This window comes from Desulfosporosinus fructosivorans (assembly GCF_004766045.1).
In the GTDB taxonomy this organism is placed as follows: domain Bacteria; phylum Bacillota; class Desulfitobacteriia; order Desulfitobacteriales; family Desulfitobacteriaceae; genus Desulfosporosinus; species Desulfosporosinus fructosivorans.
The window spans coordinates 99,161-113,918 of record NZ_SPQQ01000006.1 but is presented as its reverse complement, the minus strand read 5'-3'; the positions used below and the strand labels follow the sequence as shown (position 1 = coordinate 113,918).

14 protein-coding genes and 1 other RNA gene are annotated in these 14,758 nt (G+C 41.7%); 3 read left to right on the top strand and 12 right to left on the bottom strand.

The window, feature by feature from the left end:
* Window positions 1-155 precede the first annotated feature (155 nt).
* Window positions 156-395 (bottom strand): YkuS family protein, encoded by a 240-nt coding sequence (locus tag E4K67_RS17105; RefSeq protein WP_135548843.1) that lies wholly within the window; start codon window positions 393-395, stop codon window positions 156-158.
* A gap of 67 nt (window positions 396-462) precedes the next feature.
* Window positions 463-2,793 (bottom strand): M28 family metallopeptidase, encoded by a 2,331-nt coding sequence (locus E4K67_RS17100; RefSeq protein ID WP_243454524.1) that lies wholly within the window; start codon window positions 2,791-2,793, stop codon window positions 463-465.
* Window positions 2,794-3,076: 283 nt separating this feature from the next.
* Here E4K67_RS17100 and E4K67_RS17095 point away from each other — a divergent pair, with 283 nt between their 5' ends.
* Window positions 3,077-4,096 carry a phospholipase D-like domain-containing protein gene (locus E4K67_RS17095; RefSeq protein WP_135548840.1) on the top strand — a complete coding sequence of 340 codons (1,020 nt, stop codon included), beginning with the start codon at window positions 3,077-3,079 and terminating at the stop codon, window positions 4,094-4,096.
* A gap of 173 nt (window positions 4,097-4,269) precedes the next feature.
* Here E4K67_RS17095 and E4K67_RS17090 read toward each other — a convergent pair whose 3' ends face one another.
* The 4 genes from E4K67_RS17090 to panB form a co-directional block, all read right to left on the bottom strand.
* The gene (locus E4K67_RS17090) at window positions 4,270-4,899 is read right to left on the bottom strand and encodes a histidine phosphatase family protein (protein ID WP_135548838.1); all 630 of its coding nucleotides are present in this window, start codon (window positions 4,897-4,899) and stop codon (window positions 4,270-4,272) included.
* 48 nt (window positions 4,900-4,947) lie between these two features.
* Window positions 4,948-5,124, bottom strand: a non-coding RNA gene (ssrS, locus tag E4K67_RS17085) — 6S RNA.
* Window positions 5,125-5,175: 51 nt separating this feature from the next.
* A complete protein-coding gene (locus E4K67_RS17080) occupies window positions 5,176-5,643 on the bottom strand; it encodes an IclR family transcriptional regulator (RefSeq protein WP_135548836.1) in 468 nt (155 codons plus the stop codon).
* A 129-nt stretch (window positions 5,644-5,772) separates the two neighbouring features.
* The gene (gene panB / locus E4K67_RS17075) at window positions 5,773-6,606 is read right to left on the bottom strand and encodes a 3-methyl-2-oxobutanoate hydroxymethyltransferase (protein ID WP_135548834.1); all 834 of its coding nucleotides are present in this window, start codon (window positions 6,604-6,606) and stop codon (window positions 5,773-5,775) included.
* 99 nt (window positions 6,607-6,705) lie between these two features.
* Here panB and E4K67_RS17070 point away from each other — a divergent pair, with 99 nt between their 5' ends.
* A complete protein-coding gene (locus E4K67_RS17070) occupies window positions 6,706-7,080 on the top strand; it encodes a TIGR04086 family membrane protein (RefSeq protein ID WP_135548832.1) in 375 nt (124 codons plus the stop codon).
* Window positions 7,081-7,296: 216 nt separating this feature from the next.
* Here the strand turns inward: E4K67_RS17070 and lgt are convergent, their stop codons facing one another.
* From lgt to spo0A, 4 genes are all read right to left on the bottom strand, one after another.
* Window positions 7,297-8,082 (bottom strand): prolipoprotein diacylglyceryl transferase, encoded by a 786-nt coding sequence (lgt, locus tag E4K67_RS17065; protein WP_135548830.1) that lies wholly within the window; start codon window positions 8,080-8,082, stop codon window positions 7,297-7,299.
* 110 nt (window positions 8,083-8,192) lie between these two features.
* On the bottom strand, window positions 8,193-8,393 hold the full coding sequence (locus E4K67_RS17060; protein WP_135548828.1) for a hypothetical protein: 201 nt from the start codon (window positions 8,391-8,393) through the stop codon (window positions 8,193-8,195).
* A gap of 78 nt (window positions 8,394-8,471) precedes the next feature.
* Window positions 8,472-10,574, bottom strand: a complete 2,103-nt coding sequence (locus tag E4K67_RS17055; RefSeq protein ID WP_199242577.1) for a cell division protein FtsA — start codon at window positions 10,572-10,574, stop codon at window positions 8,472-8,474.
* 63 nt (window positions 10,575-10,637) lie between these two features.
* Window positions 10,638-11,441, bottom strand: a complete 804-nt coding sequence (gene spo0A, locus E4K67_RS17050) for a sporulation transcription factor Spo0A (RefSeq protein ID WP_135548827.1) — start codon at window positions 11,439-11,441, stop codon at window positions 10,638-10,640.
* Window positions 11,442-11,873: 432 nt separating this feature from the next.
* On the opposite strand from spo0A, the gene E4K67_RS17045 reads away from it, so the two are divergent.
* A complete protein-coding gene (locus tag E4K67_RS17045) occupies window positions 11,874-12,080 on the top strand; it encodes an alpha/beta-type small acid-soluble spore protein (RefSeq protein WP_135548825.1) in 207 nt (68 codons plus the stop codon).
* 200 nt (window positions 12,081-12,280) lie between these two features.
* Here E4K67_RS17045 and E4K67_RS17040 read toward each other — a convergent pair whose 3' ends face one another.
* Window positions 12,281-13,705 (bottom strand): glucose-6-phosphate isomerase, encoded by a 1,425-nt coding sequence (locus E4K67_RS17040; protein ID WP_135548824.1) that lies wholly within the window; start codon window positions 13,703-13,705, stop codon window positions 12,281-12,283.
* 35 nt (window positions 13,706-13,740) lie between these two features.
* Entirely contained in the window at window positions 13,741-14,712 is a 972-nt protein-coding gene (gene pfkA, locus E4K67_RS17035; RefSeq protein WP_135548822.1) for a 6-phosphofructokinase, read from the bottom strand.
* Window positions 14,713-14,758 lie beyond the last annotated feature (46 nt).

Below are 14,758 nucleotides of genomic sequence, written 5' to 3'. Positions count from 1 at the left end.
CCGCCCTCTCAATCGATGTTCGTGGTACGAAATTCATGGTTCGAATCAAGGAATTCTTTGAGGCACGAGAAACTGTTGAGCATTCCTTAATTCGTACACAAACGTCGAATATCGAACATCAAAATGGAAGGACGGTTCCATAACAACTTATGCCTTTAAGAGAGGCGATCCCGCAGAACATCTACGATTTCGTCTGCGCTCCGCCCCGATGCATTGATCACAGGCATTTTCACAGGCCATTCAGGGGCCAAAACATCTGTTCCGTCTCCTTTGACGACAACGGCTCGGACGGTTTTTAAGGATTGACCCTCTAGAGGAGTCGTCTTAAATCCTGCGTCATGTAAAGCCCGAGTTACATTTTCTAGTCCAGTTTCGACTGCTATCAATTTATACATTTATTTCACTCTCCTCACGCTATCTTTATTTTTCCCTAATAGTTTTAACGTATGCAAGGTGAGTTATTTAAAAATCATAACTTTCTTTAAACTGTATCTCATAATCAACCGATAAAAGTGTGTTTTGAATTTTTAAGCGCGGTGACAGATCAGGAAATATGGCCTCGAATGTACACGTCATTATTCCCTCTGTCTCTACAGCCAAATGGATTATTTTTTTATGGGGAGGCGTTCTCTGTAGGGTGATTGAATAATTACCAGAGGGTTGAAGGACACCTTTTAATTCAATTTTTTTAGGAAGTTTAGCTATTGGTAGAAAATCGTCTGTTTGGATTTCAAAAGGATGAGAGCTTTCTAATTTGAAACGAATTAAATAGGGTTCCCTTGGATAATTAAGCATAAAAGAGATATCGAGGGTTCTCATCGCATCTTTGTTTTTTTCTACCACGGATGCATCAACGTTTATCGGGGCCAATTCATTAAGAATCGGGACAAATTGGCTATTGCCTTCTTGGGCATTCAAATCTTTCACTAATTCATGAGGCAGACGTTCCTCAGAGAAAATATGAAGTAATCCATCGTTATTCCCTGACCACTCTTCTCGAACTACGACTGTCTGTGGGTAACTTCTTGTGTAAATTGGGACTAATCCTAAGGATAAAATCAGGAGACTTATCATGATCAGTGCTGGTTTTCGAATATGATTCAATATCTTCTTCGAAAGCTGTATTTTAGTGATTGCGACATGTAGCGCGGCAAGAAAAAGCGGAATTAGTAGTAAGCTATAAATCACGAGAAAGATCAGACTATATTTGTGTAGCGCCTCGTAAAAGCTGCCCCACTGCTGAGAATTTATGAGTTCAAAATGGATCGTATAAATAAAATAGGGCCCCAGTAAAACTAATAAAATATTAGGTAAGAAAAACTGCATAACCATACACAGAAGCCAAAACACAAAAGGAAAGGCAAGGTCAATACGAATGAGTGCTAACACTAAGCTAACTGCAAAAAGAAGTGAAACTCCAGTAAACCAATATATTTGGGGATCCCTTGCTAAAGGAACCTTATGAAGCCAACTCGCAACGGCCATAAAAATTCCTAAGGCAATACCGATACGAGCAGCGAGAAAAAGTAGAGGGTAGGCGTGATGCAATACCTGTACCTGTTTAATCCAACTCCAGAGAAATTCTCCCACCCCACTTAAGCCAACCACTAACACACTCAGTAATAGCATAACCCCTAGAATGTAAAACACTTTTTTCCAGTTTGCTCTTTGTTTCTCTATATCTTTCCTAAAAACCCCCATTAACATTAAAGCAGTCCCTAAAAATGTTAAAAAGGTAAAACAACGTATTCCGTTACTCGTGAGTATAAATACATTACTTCCTAACACAAATGGTAGATACAACTCATCCCAAACGCTCGGTCCGAGCTGTTCCAGCTTTACAGATGTTAGCAATCGATGAGTATACTCACCTATTTTCTGCATTTCGTCCAGCGACACACGCTCCAAACGATCTTCCGGTCGATGATAATATCCTTCAGGCCGTCCAAATATACCTAGTCCAAGTGCTGGAATACCCTTATCCAAGAAGGAACTAAAGTCACTTGATCCACCGTGCGTACTTTCACGGGTCATCATTATAAAATCGCGACTTATGTGAAATGGGATGCCACTATCACTTGCCAAAGCTGTGACTTGCTTAATCAACTCTGGAGGTGCAGATTTTTTGCCTGCAACATCTATTTCTAATGGTGTCCCGACCATGTCTACATTGAGCATCCATCGAACCGCCGATAAGTCTGCTTGTGATGTATAGAATTGCGACCCGACCAGCCCATACTCTTCTGCTCCAAAGAAAATCAATTGATAGGTTTCTTGATGTGGTACTTTACTTAGAACTCGGGAAAGCTCTAATAAGACCCCCACACCTGAAGCATTATCAAGTGCCCCAGGAGCATTTAGATTAGCAGAATCATAATGTGCACCGCCTACAATGGTGTCGGGCAGACTCCCCGGCAACTCGGCGATAATGTTTTGGCTACTGATTAGTTCGACCTGTTGTTCTTGTTGTAAGACTGAAGCTTCTCGAATGACAACTTTACTAAATGGCTGCTCACGAACTTTCCAGCCATTTTGCTTCAATACATAACTAATATACTGAGCTGCCGTCAGCTCCGCCTTACTGCCTGCAGGTCTAGGCCCAATTTTTTGGACAAGATACTTCACATGCTCATAAGCCAGCGTCGCGGAAAATTCAGCTGGTTTAGAATCATTGAGGATCGGCTTTATAATAATCTTTGTATAAACCAGCCATGAAATTGCGCTAAGACACAAGACAATTAATAATATGAACACCTTAGATTTAAACAGCTTCATAAATCTAAACCCTTTCAATTAATAAACTCCCTTGCGAATTTTATATAGAAAACTTGGCAAGTACCAAGCCTTCAGGCGCCGGTGATGGCCTTAGTTGCACTTATGCGCTGGCCATGGACGGCAAGAGTGTCCCTGTAGTCTTGGACGGCGAGAAGGGACCTTCAAGAAAGTATTACTCAAAGTTATACTTTCTGACTAGTATGAGGAACTTAGAAGAGTTATGCCTCTTAAAACTATTAACCTAGTGATTGTTTATGGTATAATATAGACAATATTTTTAACCTTGGGAGAATGAACTACCATGTCAAAACTGAGATTCATCGTTTCTATCTTTCTGCTGACATTCAGTATGTTGTTTTTAAGTGGGTGTTCACTTAAGTTTCCTAACTTTACTTCTGAACCAGCCCCAATTTCCAACCTGCCCCCAGAAGCGCTCTATGTTGATAAAGATGCAATTTATGCTCGAACGTTATCCCTCATTCAATCTGCACAAACGTCTATTTATGTTGAACAAGCTGAGTTTGATGACCCTCAACTTATTCAGCTCCTCCTTGTAAAATCCCAAGCTGGGATTGAGGTCCGCATCCTCTTGGACCAATGGCAAAAAGTAAATCGAACAACATTAGATCTATTAAAGAGTCAAAATGTATCAATTCAGTATTATCCTGCGCAAAAGGGACAGATCAACCACACTAAGTACTTAATTGTTGACCAAAAAGCAGCTATGGTTTATGGACCACCATGGACTGCTGATGGGCTTCTCGCCCATGATCTTGCCGTAGAATTATCTGGAAGATCAGCTTGGAAAGCCGCAACTGTGTTCTCAAAGGATTGGGAATTCACCACTACATTCCCCCTGTCTGTGCCGGAGACTTCCACTTTACCCGATGATTATATTGTACTAGCCACCAATGCCAAGGTTAAACAACAACTTGCCGAGAAGATATCAGCTAGCATAACATCCATCTGGATAGAAATCTCTGAAATATCTGATTCTGATTTAATTCAGGCCCTAGTTGATGCTGCCGAGAAAGGACGAGACGTTCGTCTAATTCTAGATCGAGCTGTGATGAGTAAATCACCGGCTTCCCTAGAGAAATTGACCTCCAGCAACATTTCCATCCGATATTTTCCAACTGAAACGCCGCTCGGAATGCACTTAGCCATTTTCGATAACTCAACTTTCTTTCTAAGCAGTGCAAACTGGACACGAACTTCATTTGTCACTAACCATGAATTTTCCATTACTGTCCCTTCTCCTTCAGCCTCCATCAAATTAGGTACTCTGTTTATGCAAGATTGGGAGAAAAGCACGAAGTAACTTCCTTCTCACTTCTCAGGAAGATGTCAGATTAGCGATTTCGCCCAGCGACTGGGCTTTGACTTAGTAAAAAAATAGGCGTACGGGACAGCTATAGCTTATCCCTTACGCCTATTTTTTTACAGAAATTAATATCGTTATGTTTACGTTTTTCTGAATTAGTGATTTAACTTCTAAATCAACTCAGATTCCTCTAAGTGCTTGCAATCTCCAACGAGTATTGGCATCCATTGGTTTCCAACAATCTCAAAGATGTTCAAGGCCGTATTATGTTGCCATGGTGTTTTAGCCCACTCATGGACCTCAAAACCTAATGCTTTCGTAACTAGCATCTTTAGAGTTAACCCATGGGTTACAATACATACCGTCTCATCTGGATAGCTGGCAATAATTTGCTGTAAAAATTTCCAGGCCCTTTCCATGACTAATCCCATGTTCTCGCCACCGGGTGTAGTAACTAGATGCGGCTCCGAGTCCCAAATTTTAAATACCTCTGGATTAGCAATTCGTAAGTCTTGCCAGATCAGCCCTTCCCATTCACCAAAGGCAAACTCGCGGAGCGCAGGGTTTGTGTACACTGTTTCAAGCCCAAGTTCACAACGAATCTCTTCTGCAGTACCTATCGCTCGACAGGAGTCACTGGAATAAATATGGTCAATATCCTCATCTCTTAGTCTAACTGCTAAGGAACGGGCCTGAAGTATCCCCTTTTCTGTAAGCGGAGAGTCCAAACTTCCTTGAACTCGTCCTTCAATGTTCCATATGGTCTGGCCATGACGAGTTAGTATGATTCGAGTCGCCATAAATACACCCCTTAATATAAAAAGGGTAGTGAATATTCCTATTCCCTACCCTCCCCCAACTTGCCGTATGACTTCAGGTTTCTGACCCCGCTCTCGCAGGTGGGCACCTAGTTTAAGCTTTCCAACTTCCCCTCGAAAGGGCTTGTTGTACTAACCTAACATTCAGCTCCCGTGTCACTAAATAGGATCAAAACCATGATAATCACACGCACAACTCAGGATGTATTCACATTATAACACCACTTTGCAAAAAAATCTCTAGCAAATGCTTGGAAATTATCTCTTTCTCATTTTGTCCTCTATTTCCGCTAAACGATCTTGAAGTAAGGCAATGGACATTTCTTGATTACGCACACGCCGACGAAGGTGATCAACAAGCTGGCTTAACTCTGTGACGTCCTCATTGATTGTCTCCAGAATTCGTCCAGGCTGAGGCTTTTCTCCGTCACTCAAATTTTCTGAGTTTCGCGTTTCATTAAGTAAGGCTTCGGGATTTTTCTCTTCATTTTCCTGAACAGGCAAAAGATATCGAAAACGTGCATACCTCGAGTTGCGTCCTGAATGCACTTCGATAACTCCATCTTCCGCTAAGGCCTGAATCGCACGTTTTAAGGTAACACTTGCTGCTCCTGTTTCACGCTGAATATCTGAATATGCTAATTCGAAATCCTTACCATGATACATACTAGAAATCTTTTCAAAAAATTCGACAAATTTACGATGTGTTTTTTCCTTTAATCTCAATCTTAGCCCATCCTTTCTCATTATTTATTAATTTAATTAAAAAGTAATTATATTATAGCAAATTTAAAGAGAAAAGCTATACAAAGATCATTTTTAATTAAACTTAAATAATCCTATTTAGCAGTTAATTTATTTATTCCCATAGAGTTTTTCAACAACTTCGTCTGATAAGGCAAAAGTGTGTTCCGAAGCTGGAAATTGACTCGATTTTACCTCTTTGTGAAAGTCCTGCAACGCCAGAACCGCTTCCTTACCTAGTGAAGCATATTGTTTAACGAATTTAGGTTTAAATCGTTCAAATAGTCCTAATATATCGTGAAACACGAGTACTTGACCGTCACAGTCTAGTCCCGCCCCAATTCCAATTGTAGGTATTGTCAGGTCTGTCGAAATTTGCCCTGCCACTTGCCGCGGTATGGCCTCAAGTACAAGTAAAAAGGCACCTGCTTGTTCTAAGGCCTGACCATCTTTAACTAGCTGCTTGGCACGGTCTATGTCTCGCCCTTGAACTTTAAATCCACCTAGTTGATTTGCCGTTTGAGGAGTTAGTCCAATATGTCCGACAACGGGAATTCCCGCTCTTGTAAGAGCTAAAACAATAGGGACAACATTTACTCCACCTTCAAGTTTAACTGCATCTGCTCCCCCTTCTTTAAGGAGTCGACCTGCATTCATGAGCGCAAGGTCAATTGAAGCGTAACTCATGAACGGCATATCAGCTATTACAAATGTCTTGGTAGCACCTCTGCGCACAGCTTTGGTATGATGAAGAATTTCTTCCATTGTTACTGGTACTGTTGAATCATATCCCAGTACTACCATCCCCAAAGAATCTCCGACAAGGATCGTATCGATTCCCGCTTCTTCGACCCACTGAGCAGAAGGATAATCATAGGCTGTTAGCATACTAATTTTCTCACCAGCCTGCTTCATTTTTACAAAATCAGGAATCATTTTTTTCATTTTTAATTCCTCCTCGATTTTAATTATAGTTTATAACGCTTAATTGTCATACTCCATTAAATTAAGGCATAGGTAGTAATCAACAAAGGAGGGATAATAATGGCAAAATCCTTTCAGTTCAGCTTAATTCTAAAAGGCGTTCTCTTGGCATCCATCTTGGCTTTGTTAATGTCACTTGTGTTTGGTGTTCTACTTACCTTCACCCTACTCCCAGAATCTGAACTGTCGATCAACATTATCTTTGGCTCAAGTATCTTCGTCGCTGCCTTAATCACAGCTTACCAAGCAGGCACAAAGGGATTGTACTATGGATTGTCCGTCGGTCTTGGATTTATTCTTATGGTACTGCTCCTATCTTCCATTTTCTGGTCTGATACACCATCATGGCTAAAAATGGGGGAGAAAACTATCCTAGCCCTAGTATCGGGTGGTATTGGGGGAATCATAGGAGTACTTTTCCCCTCAGTCAAGTAGGGCCTAAAGAATAGTTTGGGGAAAGATAGCAATTAAGTTAAAGACGTCACTCTTTCTCCGTTTATCTTAATTTTCTATTTTCCATCGGAAAATCCTGCAATTTTTAAGCATTTATTTTTAGAATCATAGGAATAACTCTTAAATTATAAGTACACTAAGGCTAGCACCAATGCCCGAAGGCTTGGTGCTAGCCAAATTTTCGCTATATTTCTTGCACTATGCTACCTTGGATTGTCGGTCTCTCCATACTCTCCAAGCCAAGAGCAATAGGGCAATGCCTACCGCAACCATACTACTCCATTGCGCCGCAGACCAGTTGAATAAAAACCGTGGACTATCCCCACGAAGACTCTCCAAGAAGAATCTTGATAGATTGTATAAGACCATGTACAACAAAAAGATCACGCCAGTTGGCCATTTTCTCATTTTCAAGACTACGAGAAGAGCAAAGATAATCACGTCAACTTGCCCTTCCCACACTTCGGCAGGCCACAATGGTTGGTTTCCAAATGTGTCTCTAGCAATTGTGCCAACAGGATAGAGTATTCCAAAATCCCCGCCTGTCGGTCCTCCAAATGCGTCACCATTCATAAGATTGGCATTCCGTCCGATCGATTGGGCGAGCATAAGCCCTGGGGCAATTAGATCAGCTAATTCCCAGAAAGGCAATTTCTTTAACCAGACGTAAATTCCGCCAGCTAATAATGCCCCGACCACACCCCCTTGAATCGAAAGCCCACCATGCCAGATGGCAATAATTTCACCCGGATGCTGACGATAAAAGGCCCAATCGAAAAAGAACACCTGCCAGAAACGAGCACCCAATAAACCTGAAAGGAGCAAAATAGGGGCTAAATCCATGATGGGTTCCATATACTCCGTTCGGCCTTCAACTTTGGCAAAATATAGTGTTAGGCCAACTCCGACGATGAAGGCCAACGCGAATAGTGTTCCGTAGGCACGTATAGGGAAATCCCCTATGTAAAACCAGTACTGGTGCATTTTCACTCCTCCTAGACTAAAATATCCGGGTTCCTAACTTCTATATACCCGGGTACCACGTGGTTAATACATAATAACAGATCCGATGTTCACCATCGGATCTGTTATTATTAAAATGCGTTCAATTTCGTAAAGAATTGATCGTATTGACTAAGATTAGGTATGGCTGCTTCACGTTCTTTTTTTCCAGTTGGTTTTTGAACTGTTTTAAAATAACTGGAATGCTTCTTCTTAGCTGCTAACGAATCAGAGTACAGTGTAACAATTAACGTACCAATAACAACGAAAGCCAATAACCATTGAAATACCATGTCTAAACACCTCCATTACTATTTTATGGCGTATCGAGCAATTGTCAAGCATTCCTGCTAAATTTCAGCTTGAAGACCTTATTCAAACGTTGCCAAAATACGATCACCCGGATGTAAAACCGTTGTGAATTCTGCCGGTATACCATTGACACTAAGTTTTAAGGAAGCCCCTGGAAGAAGTTCATCAGGAAACTTTACATATGGCAAAAGATCAGTTAGGATCGGCATTTTCTTATATCCCTCTACCCTTAGATCCATTCCATCTATTAGAGGTTGATCTTCCAATATAGGACGCCCATGAAATAAAATGATCTTTTCTTGCGGAGGATATTCTAAATGCATCCCATTGACACTGAACGTAATGGGCTTTGCCTCTAACTTCAGTTCGCCGACAGTGATCTGCCTTAGGCGAACCTCTATTGAGTCCCCTGCTCGGACAATATGACTACTATCTACCCCACAACCATTGACTAATAGCTCATGGGTTAATTTAAAGATCTGTTTCTCTCCATTGATATATATTTCAATCTCTTTTTTCTGCAAATCATAGCCCATTTGATTGCAAAGATTTTCTAAATTATCGTTAGGCAGGTATGTTATTTTATATCCATCTAAAATTTCGTCCGTTTCACACGCCAATTCCTGATTCACAAAAACCTGAGGAGAAAATTCCTTTTGATTTCCATTCCAGACAATCCATTTAGACTCCGCTGGTGGCAATATATCTTTGAAACACACCTGAGCATCCTCTCCTGGCTCTCCAGGGACAAAGACTATATCATCTCCCACTTTAAGTGCTTGATCTAATTTGCTGGGTTTGTCATTGACTAATAATTGTGCTGCACTTCCCATAGTTCCCTTGATGACCCGCATTTCATGATTCCATTCAAAAGTCAATGCTGTTCCTAGCTTTCCAAAAAAAGAACGTGGCAAGATCCCAGCAGCGAGTAAAGCTTCTGCAACCGTTGCTAATTGCAATTCAAAGATCGAAACACGTGCACCATTCACTCTCACAGTGTAATACTGCAACCCACTTCCTTCGAGGGCGGCAATTCCAATACCGATCGGGGTAATACTTTCTGGCCCTTTGATACTTTTCTCTCCATAAATCTCACTTAACCGTTCTCTGACTTGAATACCTACTCTATTCTGCGGAATCCCCAAAGTCTCTGCTAACATTTCGGAGAGCATGGGGGTTAAACTTCCACCGCCAATAAGAATTACCGCCTGAGGGACCTCATTATTGAGATTCATAATCTCTCCTGAAATATTCTCCGCGATCTTCCCGACTACTGATTGAATAATCTTTATAACTTCTTCTTTCTTCACAACGACTTTAGCTCCGAGAAAATCCTTGAAATTTAGTTCTGCTTTTGTATTTAGGTCTCGTTTTACCTTTTCACCGACCTTAAAATCGAGTAAATAATGCGCACAAATTTCCTCAGTGACTGCATCTCCGGCCATCGGAACCATTCCGTAAGCGAAAAAAGATCCATTACGCGTCAAGGCAATATCCGCAGTTCCAGCCCCAATATCAACCAATGCCAGATTAAGACGCCTCATATTCACAGGAATAGCAGCCTGACCTGCAGCAATCGGCTCAAGTGTCAGACTGGTCATTTCAAGACCTACTCGGCTTAATACGGCTACCAAGCCATCAACAACAGTCCGAGGCAAGAAGGTTGCTATAACAGAAACTTTCGCAACCTTCCCCCGTTGCCCGATCAAACTAGATATTTCCTCCCCTTCATTCCAGCGGGCTATAGGGTTATATCCTACACAGTGATAACTTTGCGAAGCATCGTCTGCTGATGTTTTCAGTTGACGAAGCGCTAGATGGACTGCTTCCATTTCTAAAGCTAAGACATCTTCTCGTTCCCACCGCACCGGTAGTAGTTCCTTATGTTCCGCAACTGCCACTTCAGTTCGGAGCGCCCGTCCGGCTGCTGCCACAGCGACTTGCTTCAAGGGTACATTGAGTTTTTTTTCTAGAATCTCTTTGACCCTTATAACGGCCCGAGCTACCTCTTCAACGTCATGAACCTGACCATCATACATGGCACGCTGCCGATGTTCCGTTCGTGCGCTTGCCAAGATTTCATAACCTTGGTCTTCGTTCTTAATCATTACAAGCCCCATAACCATACGGGTTCCAATATCTAAAGCAAAAATAGGTTCCACTGATTTCACCTCTTTAAGTAAATTCGACTCGATTGAGGTAAAATCCTTCTTAGAGGAAGTGTCTTAGCTTACATTAGTCAGGACTCTAAATTTATCGGCAAGAAGTGCTATAAATTCAGAGTTCGTAGGTTTTTGACGCTCAATATTCATGGAATATCCAAAAACTCGTTTAAGAGTTTCTTTTTGTCCACGTTCCCAAGCAAGTTCTATGGCATGACGAATTCCGCGCTCTACCCTGCTAGATGCAGTATCAAACTTTTTTGCAATTCCAGGATAGAGTTCCTTAGTTACGGCCCCAATCAAAGAGACATCTTCCACCACCATCAAAATTGCTTCACGAATATATTGGTACCCTTTAACGTGGGCAGGAATCCCAATTTGATGCATCATCGAGGTTACTTCGGAGACTAGATTATACTCGCTTCCCACAGTTGTCACTTTCGGATAAGTTGAAGACGAAAACTGTGCAGGTTCAGCTGTCGTTGTCGCCAAATCCTGTGTTAAGAAACGAATACGTTTGCAGAGAATATCCACATCAAATGGTTTTAGGATAAAGTAATCTACACCGAGCATCATCGCTTGATGCGTGAGAGATTCCTGTCCAAAAGCCGTTTGCATGATAATTTTTGGCCGGGCTTTCGTTGTTCGAGAATTAATCCGTTCCAAAACGCCTATGCCGTCCAGATTCGGCATCACTAAGTCGAGAATGATCAAATCTGGTTCCTGGGTTTGAAGAAGTTCCCAAGCTTCTATGCCATTGTTAGCAACTCCAATAATATTAAAATCTTCTTGACTTTGTAGGTAGTTCTGTAACATTGAACAAAAACTTAGGTTATCATCCACAATAATAATCTTTATGCTCTTCATTTTGCTATCATCCCGCCTTATCAGTATTCCCATGCGATTTCCTCACCGGTTTCATCATTATACGTTAAGGTCCATGTCGAAATCGTGATAAATATGGTTAACTTCGAAAAGTGGTTAATAATGCGAGATAGCCTATCCTTAAAGGGTTTAGTAGGTATTATTTACGAATAGTTTGTATCGCAAATTCTACGCTTGTTTTTTATATCAAACAAAAAGGCTAGGAATTTGGGAAAATTGCTCGAGTACAGTGACAGGTTTAGTTGGGACAGTGAAAATCCACATCAAAACTACCTCTTAGTCTTTTATATAATTATACAAGGAAACTGCACCCTAATTAATTATAAATTACCAGTGTTAAGCATCGCAATCTGGATAAGATAATAAGGCCATACGGACATAAAAAATAACACAATTTAAAGGAGGGTACCTATCATGGCAGGAGAAAGAAACAGTAATACACCCGCAGCTCAAGGGGCTTCCCAACAATTGGATCAATTTAAGTATGAAGTAGCAAACGAAATGGGTCTTCAACTTGGTGGTGACCGTACAAGTCGTGAAAACGGTTCTGTCGGTGGCCAAATGACCAAACGAATGATTCAATTTGCAGAGGAACACCTTAAAGGTGGAAGCAGAATCTAATTAATCTGATAATAAAAGTTTAATAGGCGTACAGAAGAGGGATATCATGGCTATTCCCTCTTCTTCTTGTATTCAACTATTCGACAAACCATGATCATGACACATCCAAAGGGGTCTCAGATTGGATAAAAGAAGAGAGAATCCGCCGATGCGGATTCTCTCTTCTTTTGTTGTCCACAACATTCTATTGGTTCTCCTTTTTAGATCATTCCATCTAATACATACCTTACTTCTCCATATTCCTCAATTTCTTTTTTTCTCGCTTCATATCCCTTGCGTCCCATTAAAGCATAGGTCCCGTTTTTCCCTTCTTCAACCCCTGGTTGGTCAAACGCATTAATATTCAATAGTTCACCCATATAGGCCGTCTCCCACTCAAGTAGAAGTAGTAATTGCCCCACGTTATACGCATCCAAAGTGGGCAGTATAAGCTTTTGATGTTGTCGGCCGGCTAGGGTTAATGCGTATTCGGTGGCTTTTTGTTCTGCATATAACAACTCTTCCAAGGTTCGTCCACTCAAGAATTGAATGTCCTCTGGTAATTCCAGATCCATAGGAATCTCGCGAGTTTCTTTAAATTTATCTACGGTTACGAAGGTTATGACCTTATCATCAGGCCCCTCGACATATAATTGAACTTGGGAGTGTTGATCTGTTACCCCTAACGCTTTTACCGGTGTCTGTCCGACATGAAGGACTCGTCCCTGTCTATCAAAACGTTTCCCTAAGCTTTCCGCCCACAATTGAGCATACCAGTCTGCCATTGTTTTTAAGCCATCAGCGTAAGGCATGAACACGGAAATGTTTTTCCCTCTTTGCCCGGACAAATGAGCTAGGGCAGCTCGCAATTGTGCGGGGTTAGAGTAGACCCCTTTTGAATCACGAATCCATTGATCCATCGCTAAAGCGCCTTCAAGCAGTTGATGAACGTCGATCCCACATATTGCAGCCGCCAGCAAGCCTACTGGTGTCAGTTCAGAGAAACGTCCGCCAATTCCTGCTGGAATAACAAACCTCTGATATCCTTCTTTAAGGACAATAGGAAGAAGATTTCCCTTTTCCTTATCAGTGGTAACGACTATATGTTCTGCGTAACTTTCACCACATACTCGGCGTAGAGTGTTTCGAACAATTAGAAACTGGGCCATCGTCTCTGATGTGTTGCCCGATTTTGAAATGACATTGAAAAGGGTTTTCCTTGGATCAAGTATTTGTAACAATTCATTAAACCGGACGGGATCAATGTTGTCCATGACATAAAGGCGGGGGCGGTAACTGCGCTTTTCGGACGGAAGTTCGTTATAATAGTAATGATTGAGAGCTTGGTGAACCGCCAGAGGGCCGAGCGCTGAGCCACCGATTCCCAAAACAACGAAGTTATCATATTTAGAGACGACATTATCCGCATATTCGACGATCATTGAGAGTTGGGCTTTCATAGGATCCAGAAGCTTTGAAAAATCGAGCTTCCCAGAATCCCGCAGAGACGAAAGTGCAGTCTGAGCTTGATCCAACTCATTTTGAAGTCCCAACAATTCTTCCTTTTTAAACCCCTTTGGATTTTGAGCGGAGCTCATCATCCCCGTATAATCAATCACTATACTAGGACTTACTTGCTTTTTCATTACTCACCCTCATTTCTGATTAAAATATTATCCGATTAAATTGAAAGCTCATTGGCTAAATCATAAAGGTCTCTGTCAAAGGGACGTCGTGCACCATAAGCAGCATCTAATGGGCAAGAAACGACGGTTTGATTAATGTAGGCAGTCATCCTATTTGTGTCATTAGCTAAAAGGATTTCAATCGCTTTTCCACCCATGGCTGCTGCGATTACTGCATCTAACGCACTTGGATTTCCGCCGCGTTGTAAGTGCCCCAGTATTGTAATACGAGTCTCAAATCCCGATCGAGTCCTTAATTCTTTGCCAATTTCGTAAACACTTCCGACGCCTTCAGAAACTAAGATAATACTATGATTTTTCCCTCGTTGATGTCCGCGCTTTAGTTTATCACTAATCTCATCCAGATCGAACGGTATTTCGGGCACTAAAATTGATTCTGCTCCACATGCTAAACCAGCCTGAAGGGCAATATTACCACAATTTCTACCCATAACTTCGACAAGGAAAGTTCGTTCGTGGGAAGAAGCCGTATCCCTTATTTTGCTCACTGCATCCACCACCGTATTGGTGGCCGTATCGAATCCTATTGTTAAATCAGTCCCTGCAATATCATTGTCAATGGTGCCAGGAATACCCACAATTTGTATCCCTTGAGCAACTAAGGTTTGAGCACCTCGAAAAGACCCGTCTCCCCCAATCACTACCAAAGCATCAAGTCGCATCTTATGTAACTGTTCTAAGGCCTTCTGCTGCCCTTCTACTGTCCGCATTTCTTCGGAACGTGCAGTCTTTAAGATAGTTCCGCCGCGCAACACAATATCTGCGACAGACCCTACGCTCATTTGTTGAATTTCTCCGTGAATGAGCCCCTCGTAGCCACGGTTAATCCCATAAACTTCAAGTCCATGGTAAATTCCTTTTCTGACCACCGCGCGTAGTGCCGCGTTCATACCTGGAGCATCTCCGCCACTAGTTAGCACCCCAACCCGCTGTATGTTAACCGACATATGTCCACTCCTTATCTTTCCATAGATTTTGACTTAATTATACTCC